Source organism: Sphingosinicella sp. (genome assembly GCF_041916975.1).
Taxonomy (GTDB): domain Bacteria; phylum Pseudomonadota; class Alphaproteobacteria; order Sphingomonadales; family Sphingomonadaceae; genus Sphingosinicella.
Map to the genome: position 1 here is coordinate 905,487 of NZ_JAYRYK010000001.1, position 18,034 is coordinate 923,520.

Sequence of the window (18,034 nt, forward strand, 5' to 3'; positions counted from 1 at the left end):
TCGTGGATGCCGCCGTTCAAACCCCCTGCGGGCTCGGCTCCCCGCCGAAGCCGCGTTTGCCGGTCTTCGGGATGGCGCTGACGCCGGTCGAGACGGCGGCTGGCCGTGCCTTGCTGCCACGGTCGCGGTCCACGCCTTCACCCGCGAGCAGCGCCTTGATCTCGTCGCCCGAGAGCGTCTCGTATTCGAGCAGCGCCTGCGCGAGCGTGTGCAGCTCCTCGCTGTTTTCGGTGAGCAGCGTCTTGGCGCGTTCGTAGCCGCGCATCACGATCTCCTTGATCTCGTGATCAATCAACTGCGCGGTCTGTTCAGACACGTTCTGCGTCTTGGTGACACTGTGGCCGAGGAAAACCTCTTCCTGGTTTTCCGCGAGCTTCATCGGGCCGAGCTTGTCCGAAAGCCCCCACTGCGTGACCATGCTGCGCGCAAGATCGGTCGCATACTGAATGTCCGACGAGGCGCCCGAGGAAACCTTGTCGTAACCGAAGATGATTTCCTCGGCGACGCGGCCGCCCATCGAGACGGCGAGGTTCGCGTGCATCTTGTCACGGTGGTAGGAATACTGGTCCCGCTCCGGCAGGCGCATCACCATGCCGAGCGCACGGCCGCGCGGGATGATCGTCGCCTTGTGGATCGGATCGGACGCCGCCTCGTGCAGCGCGACGATGGCGTGACCGGCCTCGTGATAGGCGGTCATCTTCTTCTCGTCCTCGGTCATGATCATCGAGCGGCGCTCGCTGCCCATCATGACCTTGTCCTTGGCTTCCTCGAACTCGGCCATGCCGACGAGGCGCTTCGACTTGCGCGCCGCCATCAGCGCCGCTTCGTTCACGAGGTTCGCAAGATCGGCGCCCGAGAAGCCGGGCGTACCGCGCGCGATGGTGCGGGCGTCGACATCCGGCGCCAGCGGCACCTTGCGCATGTGGACGCGCAGGATCTTCTCGCGGCCTTCGATATCCGGGCGCGGCACGACGACCTGGCGGTCGAAGCGGCCGGGACGCAGCAGCGCGGGGTCGAGCACGTCCGGGCGGTTCGTAGCGGCGATGATGATGATGCCTTCGTTCGCGTCGAAGCCGTCCATCTCGACGAGGAGCTGGTTCAGCGTCTGCTCGCGCTCGTCGTTGCCGCCGCCGAGGCCGGCGCCGCGATGGCGGCCGACCGCGTCGATTTCGTCGATGAAGATGATGCAGGGCGCGGACTTCTTCGCCTGCTCGAACATGTCACGCACGCGGCTGGCGCCGACGCCGACGAACATCTCGACGAAGTCGGAGCCTGAAATGGTGAAGAACGGCACGTTCGCCTCGCCCGCGATGGCGCGCGCGAGCAGCGTCTTGCCGGTGCCGGGCGAGCCGACGAGCAGCGCACCCTTCGGAATCTTGCCGCCGAGACGCGAGAAGCGGCCCGGATCCTTCAGGAAGTCGACAATTTCCTCAAGCTCTTCGCGTGCTTCATCAATGCCCGCGACATCGTCGAACGTCACGCGGCCCTGCTTTTCGGTCAGCAGCTTGGCGCGGCTCTTGCCGAAGCCCATCGCGCCCTTGCCCGCGCCGTTCTGCATCCGCTGCATCACGAAGATCCAGATGCCGAGGATGAGGAGGAACGGCAGGATGTTGATGAGGATCGCGGCGAGCAGCGAGCGGCTTTCCTCCGGCTGCGCCTTGAACTTGACGCCCGAGGCTTCGAGCCGTTCGACGAGGCCGGGGTCGCCCGGCGAATAGGTGCTGAACATCTCGCCGCTGGTGAGGCGTCCCGCGATGTCCTGCCCACGGATATCGACCTCGCGGACGGCGCCCTCGTTCACCTTGGTGATGAACTCCGAATAGGCGATCTGCTGCACCGCGCCCTGCGATTGAGGAGCGTTGTAGACCGAAACGAGCACGACGACCGCGAGCAGGATGACCGCCCACATGGCGAGGCTTTTGCCCCAGGGTCCGGTCGGTCGCTTCTTGTTCTCGTCCATCGGGTTCGTATTCCTGAAAAGGGTTCGGTTCTAAGATAGGCACGCAGCCGTTAACGACAACCGCTATTGCGGCCTATTCGGTGGATGTGCGCATTTTTCGCGGCGGCTCGGGCCGGAAGCGCCACAACGGACCGCCCTCCACGAGCACGCCCCCCAGCGTACCCCCCTGCCCAACAAGCAAGCGCTGGAGCGCCGGACCATCGGGCTCGACACCCTGCATCTCGCGAAACGCCCTGAGCACGAGCCGCCGAACCAGTTCGGCCGGAAGCCCCCGCGTATCGAGCGCGATGGCCTCCCCGGAGACGCTGGCGCGCCCGGCCCAGGCCTCGTCCGCAACCCACTGAAGCGCCGCCTCAGCCTCCGCAAGATGCGCGGCCGTCGCAACCGCACCCCCTGCGTCCACCCCTCCCCCCGCGAGCAACGCCCGCGCACCGGTTCGGTCGTATGCGTCACTCCGGTTGCTCGGATCATCGACAGCCGCGATACCTGCCGCTTCCACCAGCCCGACAAGCTCGGCCTTCCGCGCGCCAAGCAGCGGGCGGAGCAGCGTGACGGCATGGCCCTCCACGGCTCGCCGCGCCCGGATTCCCGCCATGCCGCCAAGCCCACTGCCGCGCGACAGGCGCATCAGCAGCGTCTCGGCCTGATCGTCGGCATGGTGCGCGGTCATCAGCCAGCGTACATCATTGGCGTCGCACCAGCCCGCCATCGCCGCATAGCGCACACCACGCGCCGCCGCCTGCACGCTCGCCGTCCGCGGGACATCGACCGCAAGCGTGACGTGCGGCACGCCGAGCCCCGCGGCAACGGCAGCGACATGGCGCGCTTCCGCCGCGGCTTCGGGCCGGAGTCGATGATCGACCGTAAGCGCCACAGCGTCGAAACCGGCGCGGTGCGCGAGGAGCAGCAGTGCAAGGCTGTCCGGCCCGCCCGAGACGGCGAGCGCGACCCCTCCGCGAAGATCAGGCGCCAGCGCCTCGACCGCCGCACGGAAGCGCTCCGGCGTCAGGCCGGGGTCAGCCGCAGCGGGCTGCCGAGCGGGCATCCACGAGCTGCGTGCGGAGCGACTGCGAGAGTTTCTTGCCGTAGCTCTCCTCAAGCTGATCAAAGGCCTCGCACGCCTTCTGCGGACTGGGCGGCGAGAACGCCATCAGTGACTTGCCGAGCCAGAGCAGGCTTTCCGGCGCGCGTTCGCCCTCCGGCCGTTTCTGGTAGTTTTCGAGCAGCGTGCGCGCTGCCTGAACCGGCTGGTTCTGCGCGAAATAGGTGCGGCCCAGCCAATACTGCGCGTTGCTGGCGCGGGCGTGCTTCGGGTTCTTCGCGATGAAGGCAGAAAGCGCCTTCTCGGCCGCCGGATAGTTCTTGGCGGTCACGAGGCCGTAGGCGGCGTTATATTCCTGCTCAGGTGTCAGCGGTGCGGCTGCGGCCTGCTGAGGCGGTGTGGTCGCGGGTGCCGTCGGCGCGCCGGGGGGCGGGAACACGCCTGCGGTCCCCGCCGCGGGCGGCGGCGCGCCGCCCTCCAGCGTGGTCAGGCGGAACTCGGCGTCGGTCTTGAACTTCTCAAGCGCGGCTTCGAGCTGACGCACCTTGAAGCTGTTTTCCTCGATCTGCCCGGTCATCGTGGTGAGCTGGCTTTCGAGCGAATCGACGCGGCGCGAGAGGTCGCTCAGCGGGTTGGAGGCAGGCACGCCCGGCGCCGTCACCGGCGCAGCAGGCGCTTGAATTTCCGCCTCGAAATACTCTTTGGAGCCGCCCGGAAACACCTTGCGCTGCACGGCGCGCATTTCGCTTTCCAGCTTCTTCACCCGGCCTTCCACCTGCTGGGCGGTCTGCTGCGCAGCGGCGGGCACCGCAGGGAGCAACAGCGGCAGGGTCAAAAGGAGCAAAGGTTTGAATTTCATCATGGCTTTCCCGACAATTGATAGACGCAGGGCCGAGCCTAGCAACCCGTCCCTTGCCTGAAACTGAAGCGCATCACTCCGCGCGCGGCTGCGCCCGCGCTGAGAGACCCGCCGCCGTCAGCGGCACATCGCGAACAGTCTGCGTCGCGGCGCCAAGCGGCGGAATTGCCGTACCGCCCACGGTGAGGTCGAGCGCGCCTGCGCGGCCTGTCCAGAGCAGCAGATCCTGTCGATCCGCGGGAACCTCATAACGGTCGCCCGCCGCCATCACGCCCTGAAACACGGAGCGGCCGGAGCCGGTCTCGTATATCTTCACCCACGCATCCTCGCGCGCGGTGACGACGATCGTACCGCCCGTCGGCACTGCAGGCGCGGGCGTAGCAACCGCCGCCGTCGCTGCGTCGGCCGCAGGCACTTCCGCCGCGGCAGGTGACGAAGCCTGCGGTGCGGGTGGCGTATCCACCGCAACGGTCGCGCCGTCATCCGATCCCGCCGGAGCTTCCGCCACAGCAGGCGTCTCGTCACCGCCGAACCAGCCGAGGCCCCACGCCGCGACCGCCAGCACGACAACGCCGAGCAGCACGATACCGAGCAGAGCCGCGCCGCGTGTAGGCACGCGCACATCCTCGATCGGCTCATGATCCATCGTCGGGATCACGCGGTCGGGCTTCGTCGTTTCGCGGCGAAACTGTTCCGCGGTCGTATCCGGGTCGAGGCCGAGTATGCGCGCGTAGGACTTCACGAAGCCGATCGTGTAGGGCAGCGCCGGCAACGTATCGTGCTTGCCCTCTTCGATCGCTGTCAGGTGTCGCAGCGGCACGCGGGTCTGATGGGCAATGTCGGCCAATTCCCGGCCGAGTTCCAACCGCCGCGCGCGCAGCACCTCGCCGATGTGACGCGCGCCGCCGAGATCAATACCGTCCTGCGTTTCCAGCTCGTCGCTCACCCAAAACCCTCCGAACAGACGCCAACTCGCCCAATTGCCACGTTCGCGCGCAGCTTCGCCAGTGTCAACGCGCTTCGTCGCGGCACGGCCTCAGCCAGCGGCGATGCCGCGGCTCGATGCATATTCCGTCAGCGCCGTGCGGATGTTGATCCCCCGGCGCAGCCAGCCCTCCATCTCGTGCTGGAGCGGCGCGAGCGCGAGCGACCGGATCATCGCCTTCATCGGGCCGATCCCCGCTGGCGTGATCGACAGGCGCTCGATGCCGATGCCGAGCAGGGCCAGCGCATCCAGCGGGCGCCCGCCCATCTCGCCACACACGGTCACGGGCCGCCGCGCGGCACGCGCCTGATCCGACACGCGCTTCAGGAAGCGCAGCAGCGATACCGAAAGCCAGTCATACCGATCGGCGAGCTTGGGATTGGCGCGGTCCGCCGCGAACAGGAACTGCGTGAGATCGTTGGTGCCGACCGACAGGAAATCGATGCGCGGCAGCAGGAGATCGAGAGACTCCGCGAGCGCGGGCACTTCAAGCATACAGCCGAATTCGATCTTCTTCGGCACAGGATGGCCGCGCGCAACCATGCGCGAAAGCTGCGCCTCCACAAGCGCGCGCGCCTCGTCGAACTCCCACGGCTCCGAAACCATCGGGAACATCAGGCGGAGCGTGCGCCCGGCAGCGGCGTCGATGAGCGCGCGCGCCTGCACCTTCATCAGCCCTTCGCGTTCAAGCGCGAGGCGAAGCGCGCGCCAGCCGAGCGCCGGGTTCTCCTCCACGGTGTCGCCCATCATGTAGGGCACGGCCTTGTCGCCGCCGATATCGACCGTGCGGAACGTCACAGGGCGGTCACCCGCCGCGTCGAGCACCGCCTTGTAGAGCTGCGTCTGCCGCTCGCGGCGCGGCAGCGTCGCCGAAACGAGGAACTGGAACTCGGTGCGGAACAGCCCGATGCCGTCCGCATTCGTGATGTCGAGCGCTTCCATGTCCGAACGCAGGCCCGCGTTCATCATCAGCGTGATGCGCGCACCGTCCACGGTTTCGGCGGGGAGGTCGCGAAGTTTCGCATATTCGGCCTGCCGACGCGCCTTCAGCGCCACCTGTTCCTCGAACTGGTGGACGACCGGCTCGCTCGGCCGCACGAACAGCGCCCCGCGCTGCGCATCGAGCAGTAGCGGATCGCCTTCGAAGATCGTGGTGCGCAGATCCTTCACGCGCCCGAGCACCGGAATGCCCATCGCCCGCGCGATGATGGTGACGTGCGCGGTGAGCGAGCCTTCCTCCAGCACCACGCCGCGCAGGAAGCGTTTGTCGTATTCCAGAAGCTCGGCAGGCCCGAGATTGCGGGCGATCAGGATCATGTCCTGCTGCAGGCCCCGCTTCGCCGCCGTGTCCATCTGCCCGGAAACGATGCGCAGCAGGCGGTTCGAGAGGTCGTCGAGGTCGTGCAGGCGCTCCTGGAAGAACGGATCCTTCGTGGCGCGCATCCGCGTGCGCGTCTTCATCTGTACGCGCTCGATCGCCGCCTCGGCTGTAAGGCCGGTATCGATCGCTTCGTTGATGCGCCGCGACCAGCCCTCGTCGTAGGCGAACATCTTGTAGGTTTCGAGGATCTCGTCGTGATCGCCCGGCGCGGCAAAGTCCGCCTGGCCCATCATATTGTCGATCTGCTCGCGCATCATCTGGAACGCGGCATAGACGCGCGCGCGCTCCGCCTCGATGTCGTCGGCAACGGTGTGCTCCACGATGACGCGCGGTTGGTGGAACACCGCCTGCCCGCGCCCGACGCCCTCGACGAGCTTGAGCCCGGTCATCCGCGCGGGACGGCTTTCGCGTTCGCGCGCCTGCTGCACGGTCTGGTCGTCGACGAGGCCTGCCGACGAGATCAGCTCCGCCAGCACCATCGCGGTCGTCTGCAGCGCCTCGATCTCGATATCCGCATATTCGCGCGGATCGACATGCTGCACGGCAAGAACGCCGATCGCGGTTTCCTGCCGGATGATGGGCACGCCCGCGAAGCTGTGGAAGCTCTCTTCCCCCGTTTCCGGCTTGTACGCGAAATCCGGGTGCGCCTTCGCCTCGGCGAGATTGAGCGCTTCGCGCGTCTTCGCGATCGTGCCGACAAGGCCTTCGCCCACGGCAAGCCGCGTAACGTGCACGGCGGACTGGGCAAGGCCGCGTGTGGCGAACAGTTCGAGGACGCCGTCGCGCAGCAGGTAGACCGAGCAGACTTCGGAAGAAAGCGCACCCGCAACGATATCGACGACGCGGTTCAGCTTCGCCTGCGCGCCGGCCTTGGTCGCCATGACATCGTGAAGCCGCCGCAGAATCTCGCGCGCGGCGCTGGTTGCCGAGACGTTCCTCTCGGCGTTCATGCAGCCTGCGCGCCGCGGCGCGCAAGGGCCGCCGCCGCCTCGCTGACCAGTTCGTCGATGATCGCCTGCACAGGCTCCTCGCGCTTCACCATGCCGACCGACTGGCCCGCCATCAGCGAGCCGTTCTCGATATCGCCGTCTACCACAGCACGGCGCAGCGCGCCCGCCCAGTAGTGCTCGATCTGGAGCTGCGCGGCATCCATATCCACCGCGCCCGTGTCGAGAAGCCCGGCAACCTCGCGCTGCTTCGCCGTAAACGCCTCGGTTCCGGCGTTCTTGAGCGCACGCACCGGGATCACCGGCAGGCGCGGATCGATCTGCACGCTCGCGACGGCATCGCGTGCAGCAGCGCGGATGAAGGCCTGCTTGAACTTCGGATGTGCGACGCTTTCGGTCGCACAGACGAAGCGCGTGCCGAGCTGCACACCAGCCGCGCCCATTTCAAGGAACGCTGCGATCGCCTCGCCATGGCCGATGCCGCCCGCGACGAATACCGGCACATCGGTGATGTTGGGCAGGATTTCCTGCGCCAGAACGGTCGTGGAAACAGGGCCGATATGGCCGCCCGCCTCGGTGCCCTCAATAACGAGCGCGTCAACGCCCGAGCGCACCAGTTTCTTCGCGAAGGCGAGCGCCGGGGCGAAGCAGATCAGCTTCGCGCCTGCCGCCTTCACCGCCTCGATCGCCGGACCTGAAGGAATCCCGCCCGCAAGCGCGATATGACCGACCTTTTCCTCGGCACAGACCTGGATGAGTTCCAGCAGCGCCGGGTGCATCGTGATGAGATTGACGCCGAAGGGCTTGGACGTCAGCGCGCGCGTCGCCACGATCTCCTCGCGAAGCCGCGCCGGGTCCATCGCGCCGCACGCGATCATCCCGAAACCGCCGGCGTTCGAGATGGCGGAAACGAGATTCCGCTCCGAAACCCAGGTCATCGCACCGGCCATGATCGCATAGCGTGTGCCAAGGAAGGCACAGCCGCGCGCCATCAGCGCATCGAGGCGATCACGGCCGCCGCTCACGCAGCGGCCCCGGCAGGCTCGGACGTATCGTCCAGACCGTAGGCGGTGTGGAGCACGCGCACCGCAAGCTCGGTGTATTCCTCGGCGATCAGCACCGAGATCTTGATCTCGGACGTGGTGATCGCCTTGATGTTGATGCCGCGGTCGCCGAGCGCCTTGAACATGGTGAGCGCGACGCCCGCGTGGCTCTTCATGCCGACACCGACCACGGAGACCTTGCAGACGTTGTCGACAGCTTCGAGCGCGCCGTAACCGATCGCATCCTTGGACTTGGTCAGCTCGTCCATCGCGCGGGCAAGCTCCGTGCGCGGTACCGTGAAGGTCACGTCCGTCCGGCCGCTTTCGCGCGCCACGTTCTGCACGATCATGTCGACGTTGATGTTCGCGGCGGAGAGCGGCTCGAAAATGCGCGAAACGACGCCCGGCGTATCGGGCACGCCCGTCACCGTGACCTGCGCCTCATTGCGGTTGTAAGCGATGCCGGTGATGAGTTCCTGTTCCACGCCTTCTTCCTCGTCGACTACGAACGTGCCGGGCGCGTCGGTGAACGACGACAGCACCTGCACCTTGACCTTTTCCTTCATCGCAAGCTCGACCGAACGGGTCTGCAGCACTTTCGCGCCGACGCTTGCGAGTTCGAGCATTTCCTCGAACGTGACCGACTGAAGCTTCTTCGCTTTCGGCACGATACGCGGATCGGTGGTGTAAACACCATCCACATCCGTATAGATATCGCAGCGATCCGCTTTCAGCGCCGCCGCCACCGCAACCGCGCTGGTATCCGAGCCGCCGCGGCCGAGCGTGGTGACGCGGCCGTCGTCGGTGACGCCCTGAAAACCCGGAACGACCGCAACGCGGCCCTTCGCCATGTCGGCGAGGACGGCGCTAGTATCGATATCGCCGATGCGCGCCGTCGAGTGCGCGTCCGACGTGCGGATGGGAAGCTGCCAGCCGAGCCAGCTGCGCGCGGGCACGCCGATCGCCTGCAGCGTGATGGCGAGAAGCCCCGACGTCACCTGCTCGCCCGAGGCGACGACAACGTCGTATTCCGCCGGATCGTGCAGTGCGGCGGCTTCGCGACAGAAGCCGACAAGACGGTCCGTCTCGCCCGCCATGGCGGAGACGACGACGGCGACTTCATTGCCGGCATCCACCTCACGCTTCACGCGCTGGGCGACGTTACGGATACGCTCGATACCCGCCATCGACGTACCGCCGAATTTCATCACGATCCGGGCCATGGTCTGGCGCCTGTTCCTTCTTCACGTTCACGAAAACAACCCGGCCGGAACCGGCCGGTACGAAAGCGGCGCCTTGATAGAAGCCGCCTTGCCCGAGTGCAAGCGCCTCGGCTTGCCGCGCTCGCGCCAACGGCTTATGCGTTCGGGTATGACCGCCGTTCGGCCGTATCCGGAGCTTTGCTGCACCATGAAATCACGCTTCCTCGGCACCGCCATCGCCCTCGCGCTGGTGGCCGTGCCGGCCCTCGCCGCCCCGAAGAGCGCGGGCCCCGATCCCGCACTCGTTTCCGCCGTCGATATCCCCTACGAGCGCTTCACGCTGCCCAATGGCCTGCGCGTCATCGTCCATACCGACCGCAAGGCGCCGATCATCGCGACGAGCATCTGGTATCATGTCGGCTCCAAGGACGAGCCTGCGGGCAAGACCGGCTTCGCGCATCTCTTCGAACACCTGATGTTCAACGGCAGCGAGAACTACAACAACGACTGGTTCGTGGCGCTGCAGGAGATGGGCGCGACGAGCTACAACGGCACGACGTGGTTCGACCGCACGAATTACTTCCAGAACGTGCCCACCCCCGGACTCGAACGCATCCTGTTTCTCGAATCCGACCGCATGGGGCACCTGCTGGGCGCCATCGACCAGACCAAGCTGACGAACCAGATCGGCGTCGTGCAGAACGAGAAGCGGCAGGGCGACAACCAGCCCTACGGCAAGACCGAGTATCGCATCCTCGAGGGCCTGTTCCCCGAAGGCCACCCCTATCGCCATTCGACAATCGGCTCGATGGCGGACCTCTCCGCCGCCTCGCTCGACGACGTGAAGACGTGGTTCCGCACATGGTACGGCCCCAACAACGCCGTGCTCGTGCTGGCAGGCGATATCAACGCCGCGACTGCAAAACCGCTCGTCGAGAAGTATTTCGGCGACCTTCCCGCCGGACCCGCCGTGGAGCGACGTCTGCGGGCATGGGTGCCGGAACGCAGCGAGACTGTGCGCGAAACGATGGAGGATCAGGTCTCCAACACGCGCATCTACCGCGTGTGGGCGGTGCCCGGCCTCAACGATAAGGACGCGCAGAACCTCTCGATCGCCGCGGCGACGCTTGGCGGCGGCGGCAGTTCGCGGCTTTACAAGGATCTCGTCCGCGACAAGCAACTCGCCATCGGTGTGTCGGCATACCTGCAACCGTTCGAAGCGGTCAGCCTGCTCCAGATGGAGGTGGACGTGAAGCCGGGTGTGGACCCGGACACGGTGAATGCCCGCCTCGACCAGCTTCTTGCCGAGTTCCTCGCGAAGGGGCCCACCAAGGACGAGGTCGGCCGCGTCGCCATGCGCGCGGTTTCCGGCACCATTCGCGGCCTCGAAGCCGTCGGCGGCTTCGGCGGCAAGGCGGTGACGCTCGCGGAAGGCGAGCTTTATTCGGGCGATCCGCAGCAGTTCAAGAAAGACCTCTCCGCCTACGTAAATGCGACGCCTGTCAGCGTGAAAGCGGCTGCAGACCGGTGGATTTCCAAAGGTGACTACCAGCTCACGGTCTATCCGTACGGCAGCCTGCAGCAGGTCGCCGGCAAGGGCATCGACCGATCGAAACTGCCGCCGGTGGACGGCGCGCCCGCGCTCGAGTTCCCCACCGCCGAGCGCGCGAAGCTTTCGAACGGTATCGAGGTCGTGTTCGCCAAGCGCGACACCGTGCCTGTCGTGAACCTGTCGATGGTGTTCGATGCGGGCAATGCCGCGGATTCGCGCGAGAAACTGGGCACACAGTCGCTGATGCTGTCGCTCCTCGACGAGGGCACCGCGAAGCGCACGGCGATCCAGATCGCCGAGGAAGAGGAGCGCCTCGGCGCCAGTATCGGCGCGGACGCAGGCAACGACACCACCGAGGTCTCGCTCTCGGCGCTTTCCACCAACCTCGCCCCCTCGCTCGACCTGTGGGCGGACATCATCCGCAACCCGAAGTTCGATCCCGCCGAGCTTGAGCGCGTGCGCGGCATCCAGATCGCCGGGATCGCGCAGGAGGAAAGCCAGCCGCAGACGCTCGCGCTGCGCCTGCTGCCGCCGCTCATCTATGGCACGGCGCACCCTTACGGCGTGCCGCTCACCGGCTCCGGCACGGTGGAGGGCGTCAGGGCGGTGACGCGCGGCGATCTCGTCAGCTTCCACCAGACGTGGCTGCGGCCCGACAACGCCACCATCTTCGCCTCGGGCGCGACGACGCTCGGCGCGTTGATGCCGCTTCTTGAAAAGACGGTCGGCACGTGGTCGGCGCCGTCCACGCCGAAGGGCGCCAAGACCTTCACGACCGCGAGCGCGCCCACGGCGAGCAAGATCATCCTGATTGATCGTCCCGGTTCGCCGCAGTCGTTCATTCTCGCGGGCTATCCGCTGGCGCGCAAAGGCACGGACGACAATCTCGCGCTCACCACCGTCAACACCCCGCTCGGCGGCGTGTTCACCTCGCGGCTCAACATGAACCTGCGCGAGGACAAGGGCTGGTCCTACGGTGTTTCCACCGCGATCTCGCAGACGTCGGACCAGATGCCCTTCTACGTGTTCGCGCCCGTGCAGGTCGACAAGACCGGTGCATCGCTCGCCGAGCTCCGCAAGGACATTATCGCTTACGTCACCGATAAGCCCATCACGCCCGACGAGGTGAAATCCACGCTGGCGTTCCTCACCGGGCGCTTGCCCGGGGCCTATGAATCTTCCGCCGCCGTGCTGGACGCGCTGGAGACGAACGCCCGCCTGAAACGGCCGGACGACTATCAGGTCACCTATGCGGCAAAGCTGAACGCGCTTTCCCGCGACCAGTTGGTCGCTGCCGCGAAGGCGAATATCGATGTTAACCGGCTGCTCTGGGTCGTCGTCGGCGACCGGCAGAAGGTCGAACCGCAACTGAAAACCCTTGGGCTGCCAATCGAGGTAAAATGATGAGCAAGGTTGAAACGAATTTAGCTGAATATTCGCACGCAGGTACGACGTTCGAGGCTTATGTCGCCCACACCGGCGGCACGCAGAAACGCCCTGTCGTCCTCGTCGCGCACCAGTGGGCCGGGCAGTGCTACCACGAATGCGAGCGCGCCGATCTGCTCGCCGAAGCGGGCTATGTCGGTATCGCCATCGACACGTACGGCAAAGGCGTGCGCGGCACGGTGGGCGCGGACAACAGCGCACTGATGTCGCCGCTGATGGCCGATCGCGCGCTGCTCCGCGACCGGCTGCTCGCCGCGGTGGCGTTTGCGAAGACGCATCCCCTGGCTGATCCGTCGCGCATCGCGCTCATCGGCTTCTGCTTCGGCGGCCTCTGCGCGCTCGATGTCGCACGCAGCGGCACGAAGGACGTGGCGGGTGTCGTGTCGTTCCATGGCGTCTATCCGCCGCCGAACCTCGGGCCGCAGGGACCGATCCACGCGCAGGTGCAGCTCCACCACGGCTGGGAAGACCCGCTCGCGCCGCCGCAGGATGTGCTGGCACTCGCCAAGGAGCTTACCGACGCAGGCGCAAAGTGGCAGCTCAATGCTTATGGCGACACCGTCCACGCCTTCACGGCGAAGGGCATGAACGCCCGCGCAGAAGGCGCACAGTATAATGAAATCGCCGACCGCCGCTCGTGGCAGGCGACGCTGCACTTCCTCGAGGAGATCTTCGCCTGAGGCGAATTTCCAGCCTGTGCGTGTTCCTCGGTTCCAGCCGGGGCGCGCGACCTGACTATGCGGATACCGCGCACGCGCTTGGCACGGCCATGGCCGCGCGCGGTATCCGCCTCGTTTATGGCGGCGCGTCGATCGGCCTGATGGGCGTGCTTGCCGATGCTGTGCTCGCGGCGGGCGGCGAGGCGGTGGGCGTCATCCCGCAGGCCCTCGTCGACCACGAAGTCGCGCACCACGGCCTCACGGAACTTGTGATCACCGGCTCGATGCACGAGCGCAAGGCCGAGATGGCACGCCGCGCCGATGCCTTCGCGGCATTGCCCGGCGGCGTCGGCACGCTTGAAGAACTGTTCGAAGTGTGGACGTGGAGCCAGCTCGGCATTTTCGAAAAGCCCTGCGGCCTGCTCAACGTCGCGGGCTACTACGACCAGCTTGCAGGCTTTCTCGATCACATGGCCGCCGAGAAATTCGTGCGCCCGCAGCACCGCGGAATGCTCGCCGTTGCCGCAACTCCAGATGCGCTCATCGACGCGCTGGAGGCCTGGCAGCGCCCGGTGGTCGAGAAATGGATCGGCCTCGAACAGAGCTAGACGAGGCTGTTTGAGGCTGCTATTCGCCCGCCCCGATGTCCAAGACGATTAAAACGATTAGCACCAAGCCGGTCCGCGCTCGCGGGGCGGTTCTGCGTGTGCTGGCGGTTTAACCGGTCAAGCAAGCAGGACAGAGCCCCGCCGAGCGCGGGGCGGCCTGGAACTTCCGAGCCCACTGTCCCCGCGCCTCTGCACACAACAGGAGACGCAGTTCACATGACCAAATCCCTTCCCGCCCGCCCCAATGTCGGCATCGTTGGCGCCACCGGCCTCGTCGGCGGCATGATGCGCGAAATCCTTGCAGAGCGTGATTTCCCGATCGGCACGCTCCGCCTCTTCGCCTCCGCGCGGTCGGCCGGAAAAGCAATTCCCTTCCGCGGCGCCGATGTGGTTGTCGAAGACGCCGAGACCGCAGATTTTGCGGGCCTCGACATCGTGTTTTTCTCGGCAGGCGGCTCCACCTCGCGCGCACTGGCGCCGAAGGCTGCCGCTGCGGGCGCCGTCGTCATCGACAACAGCTCGGCATGGCGTAGCGATCCCGACGTGCCGCTCGTCGTCGCCGAGGTGAACCCCGAAGCGCTGCGCGACATTCCGAAGGGAATCGTCGCCAACCCCAATTGCACCACGATGGCCGCGATGCCCGTGCTGAAGCCGCTGCACGCGGCGGCGGGCCTGAAGAGCCTGGTCGCCAGCACCTATCAGGCCGTCTCGGGCGGCGGCATGGCCGGCGTCGAGGAACTCCACGAACAGATCGTCGCGGGCGCATCCGGCAGCGACGCGCTCGCCCGCGACGGCGCCGCCGTGAATCTCGGTCAGCCGCGCAAGTGGGCGGTGCCGATCGGCTTCAACGTCGTGCCGCTCAACTACGTGCTCGGCGAAGACGGCTACACTGAAGAGGAAGCCAAGCTGCGCGATGAAAGCCGCAAGATTCTCGGCCTCCCCGATCTCACCGTTTCCGGCACCTGCGTGCGCGTTCCGGTGTTCAGCGGCCATGCGCTGTCGATGAACGTGGCGTTCGAACGCCCGCTTTCGGTCGCCGACGCGCTAAAGCTGCTCGAAGCCGCGCCCGGCGTCGTCGTGACCGACGTCCCGAACCCGCTCGAAGCCACGGGCAAGGACCCCGTATTCGTCGGGCGCGTTCGCAGCGACCCGACCGTGGCTCACGGCCTCGCGCTGTTCGTGGTCGGCGACAATCTCCGCAAGGGCGCGGCGCTCAACGCCGTGCAGGTCGCCGAAGTGCTCCTCGAACAGGCGCGCTGATCGCCTTCAATCGACAAGGGCCGGAGCGGCGAGCTGCCTTGCATGGGCACGCACGTCCTCCGGCCAGTTCTCGGTGAGCGCCGCAAAGCGCGTGCCGTCCGCTGCGAACAGCGCGCGCGCCGCCTCCTCGAAATTCTCCCGGTTGCCCGCCATTGCCGACATGAAGCGGTAAGCCGCTTCCGCCGCCGCCTTCGCGATGCTTCGGCTGTCTCGCGCCGCATCCTCGACCAGACGGCGCAGCGCCGCCGATGCCCCGCCCCGCTGCGTTTTGAGCCAGTCCCAGTGGCGCGGCAGCAGCGTCACCTCTTTCGCGACAACGCCAAGCTTCGGGCGCCCCGGAACGGCGGGAGGCGGCGCATAGCGCGCAGCCACTTCCGCTTCCGTGCCGCGCAGGTCGAGATCGGTTTCAGCGCCGGTACTGTCGTTGAAGATCAGCACATTGTCCGCGCCGTCCCGCTTCAAGGCGAGCGCCACGTCTGCAAGCGATCCTGACGCAAATTTATCGTCGCCCCGAAAGGCCGTGTATTTTTCCTGTTCCATGCGCTTCGATTTATCCGGGTAAAATTTCCCTGTCAATATTACCCGGATAAAACATCCCGTTTGCGCTGCCGCCCTCCCCGCTGCATCATTGGCGCCCGATGCTCCCGGCCCTTCCCAACATCATCACGGACTGGTTCAGCACGCGCGGCTGGCGCGTGCGGCGCCATCAGGCGGAGATGGTCGCCGCCGCCGAGGCCGGGCAGCATGCGCTACTCGTGGCAGCCACGGGCGCGGGCAAGACGCTCGCGGGCTTCCTGCCGACGCTCGCCGATCTCGCTCAGAACCCGTCCGAGGGCCTACACACCCTCTACGTCTCGCCGCTGAAGGCGCTCGCGGCGGACGTTGAACGCAACCTGCTCACCCCGATCGCGGAGATGGGCCTTCCCATCCGCGTCGAGACGCGCACCGGCGACACCTCATCCGACAAGAAGGCCCGCCAGCGCGCCGCTCCGCCGCACATCTTGCTGACGACCCCTGAATCGCTGTCGCTTCTACTCTCCTACCCGGACAATGCGCGCATGTTCGCGGGTCTCAAGACCATCGTCATCGACGAGGTCCACGCCTTCGCAAGCGGCAAGCGCGGCGACCTTCTGGCGCTCGCGATGGCAAGGCTGCAGGCGATCGTGCCCGATATGCGCCGCGTCGCCCTCTCCGCCACCATCGGCGACCCCGAAGACTACCGCCGCTGGCTCGCGCCGGACCATGACCCCGCAAGCGTCGCGCTCGTCGCGGGCGAACCGGGCGCGAAGGCGCACATCGAAATCCTGACCCCCGAGGGCCGCGTGCCGTGGTCCGGCCACTCCGGGCGCTACGCGGCGGAGCAGGTCTACCGAGAGATCGAGCGGCACAAGCTCACGCTCGTCTTCTGCAACACCCGCAGCCTCGCCGAGCTGGTGTTCAACGACCTTTGGGCGGTGAACGAAGCGACGCTCCCCATCGGTCTCCACCACGGCTCCCTCTCCAAGGAAGCGCGGCAGAAGGTGGAGGGCGCGATGGCGGACGGACGTTTGCGCGCGCTTGTCTGCACCGCGAGCCTCGACCTCGGCGTCGATTGGGGCGACGTCGATCTCGTCATCCAGATGGGCGCACCCAAGGGCTCATCGCGCCTCATCCAGCGTATCGGCCGCGCCAACCACCGGCTCGACGAGGCCAGCGAGGCCATCGTCGTGCCCGGCAACCGCTTCGAATACCTCGAAGCCCGCGCCGCGCTCGACGCGATCGACGCGGGCGAGCTCGATACCGAACCATGGCGCCCCGGCGCGCTCGACGTGCTCGCCCAGCACCTGATGGCGTGCGCCTGCGCCGAGCCCTTCGATGCCGATGCGATGTTCGGCGAAATCCGCCGCGCCGCGCCCTACGCAGCGCTCACGCGCGAAGCGTTCGACCGCGTGCTGAACTTCGTGGCGGACGGCGGCTATGCCCTGCGCGCCTACGATCGCTACAAGCGCCTCACCCAAAACCCGGACGGGCGCTGGCGCGTCAGCCACCCCACGCTTGCCAAGCAGCACCGGCTGAACGCCGGCATCATCGTCGAGGCGCCGATGCTCGATGTGCGTTTCGCGAACGGCCGCAGCCTCGGCCGCGTCGAGGAGTATTTCGCCTCCACGCTCTCCCCCGGCGACACGTTCCGCTTCGCAGGCCTCGCGCTGGAGGTCGAACGCATCATCGACACCGACCTCATCGTCAGCGCCACCCGCCGCGCGGCGATGATCCCGAGCTACATGGGCGCGCGCCTGCCGCTCTCCACGCACCTTGCCGACCGGGTGCGCGGTTTCCTCGCCGACCCTGCCGAGTGGCGGCGCTTCCCGGCGGACGTGGCGGAATGGCTGGAAGTGCAGCAGATCCGCTCCGTCCTGCCGAAGCCCGGCGAGCTGCTGATCGAGACCTTCCCGCACGAAGGCCTCCACCACATGATCGCCTACAGCTTCGAAGGCTGGAACGCGCACCAGTCGCTCGGAATGCTGCTCACCCGCCGCATGGAAACGCTTGGCCTGCAGCCCACGGGCTTCGTGGCGAACGACTATGCGCTCGGCGTCTATGGCCTCAAGGAAGTGAAAGACCCCGCCCCGCTCTTCTCGCCGGACATCCTCGAAGACGAGCTTGCCGAGTGGGTGCAGACGTCGCACCTCCTGAAGCGCGCCTTCCGCGAGGTCGCGGTGATCGGCGGCCTTATCGAGCGCCAGCACCCGGGCAAGCGCAAGTCCGGCCGCCAGGTCACCTTCTCCACCGATCTCATCTACGATGTGCTCCGCAAATACGAGCCCGACCACATGCTGCTGCGCGCCGCGTGGGAGGATGCGCGCCTGCGGCTGACCGACGTCGCCCGCCTCGCGAATCTGCTCGATCGCGCGGCGAGCAGTATCGTTCACAAGCGCCTCGACCGCGTTTCCCCGCTCGCTGTGCCGGTGCTGGTGATGATCGGCCGCGAAAGCGTTGCGCGGGGCCTTGCCGACGAGGCGCTGCTCATCGAAGCGGAAGCGCTCGCCCAAGAGGCGATGCACGTCGACGAGCGTCGTTGTTGAACGCCCCGATATGGCGTAGAATCGCCAC

Annotated in this window: 13 protein-coding genes; 5 read left to right on the forward strand and 8 right to left on the reverse strand. The window is 66.8% G+C overall.

The genetic code is table 11. The annotated features are described in order from the left end of the window. Positions 1 to 16: 16 nt before the first annotated feature. The 7 genes from ftsH to ACE3TJ_RS04240 form a co-directional block, all read right to left on the reverse strand. Positions 17 to 1,960: an ATP-dependent zinc metalloprotease FtsH gene (ftsH, locus tag ACE3TJ_RS04210; RefSeq protein WP_374594163.1), complete on the reverse strand. Its 1,944-nt coding sequence runs from the start codon at positions 1,958 to 1,960 to the stop codon at positions 17 to 19. A gap of 73 nt (positions 1,961 to 2,033) precedes the next feature. Continuing rightward, positions 2,034 to 3,005 (reverse strand): tRNA lysidine(34) synthetase TilS, encoded by a 972-nt coding sequence (gene tilS / locus ACE3TJ_RS04215; protein ID WP_374594166.1) that lies wholly within the window; start codon positions 3,003 to 3,005, stop codon positions 2,034 to 2,036. Next, positions 2,977 to 3,861, reverse strand: coding sequence for a hypothetical protein (locus ACE3TJ_RS04220; RefSeq protein ID WP_374594168.1), 885 nt, complete (start codon positions 3,859 to 3,861; stop codon positions 2,977 to 2,979). Before ACE3TJ_RS04220 ends, tilS begins: the two co-directional genes overlap by 29 nt. A gap of 73 nt (positions 3,862 to 3,934) precedes the next feature. Beyond that, complete coding sequence (locus tag ACE3TJ_RS04225) at positions 3,935 to 4,807, reverse strand: helix-turn-helix domain-containing protein (RefSeq protein ID WP_374594170.1); 873 nt, start codon at positions 4,805 to 4,807, stop codon at positions 3,935 to 3,937. A 90-nt stretch (positions 4,808 to 4,897) separates the two neighbouring features. Beyond that, complete coding sequence (gene ptsP / locus ACE3TJ_RS04230; RefSeq protein ID WP_374594172.1) at positions 4,898 to 7,177, reverse strand: phosphoenolpyruvate--protein phosphotransferase; 2,280 nt, start codon at positions 7,175 to 7,177, stop codon at positions 4,898 to 4,900. After that, on the reverse strand, positions 7,174 to 8,166 hold the full coding sequence (locus ACE3TJ_RS04235; RefSeq protein WP_374599301.1) for an NAD(P)H-dependent flavin oxidoreductase: 993 nt from the start codon (positions 8,164 to 8,166) through the stop codon (positions 7,174 to 7,176). The genes ptsP and ACE3TJ_RS04235 overlap by 4 nt, the downstream gene beginning before the upstream one ends. A 29-nt stretch (positions 8,167 to 8,195) precedes the next feature. Beyond that, the gene (locus ACE3TJ_RS04240) at positions 8,196 to 9,440 is read right to left on the reverse strand and encodes an aspartate kinase (RefSeq protein ID WP_374594174.1); all 1,245 of its coding nucleotides are present in this window, start codon (positions 9,438 to 9,440) and stop codon (positions 8,196 to 8,198) included. Positions 9,441 to 9,627: 187 nt separating this feature from the next. Between ACE3TJ_RS04240 and ACE3TJ_RS04245 the strand changes: the two genes are divergently transcribed. The 4 genes from ACE3TJ_RS04245 to ACE3TJ_RS04260 all read left to right on the forward strand — a co-directional run bounded on the left by ACE3TJ_RS04245 (position 9,628) and on the right by ACE3TJ_RS04260 (position 14,944). Further along, the gene (locus tag ACE3TJ_RS04245; RefSeq protein WP_374594176.1) at positions 9,628 to 12,375 is read left to right on the forward strand and encodes a M16 family metallopeptidase; all 2,748 of its coding nucleotides are present in this window, start codon (positions 9,628 to 9,630) and stop codon (positions 12,373 to 12,375) included. Beyond that, positions 12,375 to 13,097 (forward strand): dienelactone hydrolase family protein, encoded by a 723-nt coding sequence (locus tag ACE3TJ_RS04250; protein ID WP_374594178.1) that lies wholly within the window; start codon positions 12,375 to 12,377, stop codon positions 13,095 to 13,097. Before ACE3TJ_RS04245 ends, ACE3TJ_RS04250 begins: the two co-directional genes overlap by 1 nt. 20 nt (positions 13,098 to 13,117) lie before the next feature. Further along, entirely contained in the window at positions 13,118 to 13,684 is a 567-nt protein-coding gene (locus ACE3TJ_RS04255) for a TIGR00730 family Rossman fold protein (RefSeq protein ID WP_374594180.1), read from the forward strand. A gap of 216 nt (positions 13,685 to 13,900) precedes the next feature. Beyond that, positions 13,901 to 14,944 (forward strand): aspartate-semialdehyde dehydrogenase, encoded by a 1,044-nt coding sequence (locus ACE3TJ_RS04260; RefSeq protein WP_374594183.1) that lies wholly within the window; start codon positions 13,901 to 13,903, stop codon positions 14,942 to 14,944. A gap of 6 nt (positions 14,945 to 14,950) precedes the next feature. Here the strand turns inward: ACE3TJ_RS04260 and ACE3TJ_RS04265 are convergent, their stop codons facing one another. Then, the gene (locus ACE3TJ_RS04265) at positions 14,951 to 15,484 is read right to left on the reverse strand and encodes a DUF2239 family protein (protein ID WP_374594185.1); all 534 of its coding nucleotides are present in this window, start codon (positions 15,482 to 15,484) and stop codon (positions 14,951 to 14,953) included. A 98-nt stretch (positions 15,485 to 15,582) separates the two neighbouring features. Between ACE3TJ_RS04265 and ACE3TJ_RS04270 the strand changes: the two genes are divergently transcribed. Further along, complete coding sequence (locus ACE3TJ_RS04270; protein WP_374594187.1) at positions 15,583 to 18,006, forward strand: ligase-associated DNA damage response DEXH box helicase; 2,424 nt, start codon at positions 15,583 to 15,585, stop codon at positions 18,004 to 18,006. Positions 18,007 to 18,034 lie beyond the last annotated feature (28 nt).

Bases quoted from the DNA above. Each gene is read 5' to 3' on its own strand.
- ftsH (WP_374594163.1), bottom strand. From the start codon at position 1,960: ATGGACGAGAACAAGAAGCGACCGACCGGACCCTGGGGCAAAAGCCTC.
- tilS (WP_374594166.1), bottom strand. From the start codon at position 3,005: ATGCCCGCTCGGCAGCCCGCTGCGGCTGACCCCGGCCTGACGCCGGAG.
- ACE3TJ_RS04220 (WP_374594168.1), bottom strand. From the start codon at position 3,861: ATGAAATTCAAACCTTTGCTCCTTTTGACCCTGCCGCTGTTGCTCCCT.
- ptsP (WP_374594172.1), bottom strand. From the start codon at position 7,177: ATGAACGCCGAGAGGAACGTCTCGGCAACCAGCGCCGCGCGCGAGATT.
- ACE3TJ_RS04235 (WP_374599301.1), bottom strand. From the start codon at position 8,166: ATGGCGCGCGGCTGTGCCTTCCTTGGCACACGCTATGCGATCATGGCC.
- ACE3TJ_RS04240 (WP_374594174.1), bottom strand. From the start codon at position 9,440: ATGGCCCGGATCGTGATGAAATTCGGCGGTACGTCGATGGCGGGTATC.
- ACE3TJ_RS04245 (WP_374594176.1), top strand. From the start codon at position 9,628: ATGAAATCACGCTTCCTCGGCACCGCCATCGCCCTCGCGCTGGTGGCC.
- ACE3TJ_RS04250 (WP_374594178.1), top strand. From the start codon at position 12,375: ATGAGCAAGGTTGAAACGAATTTAGCTGAATATTCGCACGCAGGTACG.
- ACE3TJ_RS04260 (WP_374594183.1), top strand. From the start codon at position 13,901: ATGACCAAATCCCTTCCCGCCCGCCCCAATGTCGGCATCGTTGGCGCC.
- ACE3TJ_RS04265 (WP_374594185.1), bottom strand. From the start codon at position 15,484: ATGGAACAGGAAAAATACACGGCCTTTCGGGGCGACGATAAATTTGCG.
- ACE3TJ_RS04270 (WP_374594187.1), top strand. From the start codon at position 15,583: ATGCTCCCGGCCCTTCCCAACATCATCACGGACTGGTTCAGCACGCGC.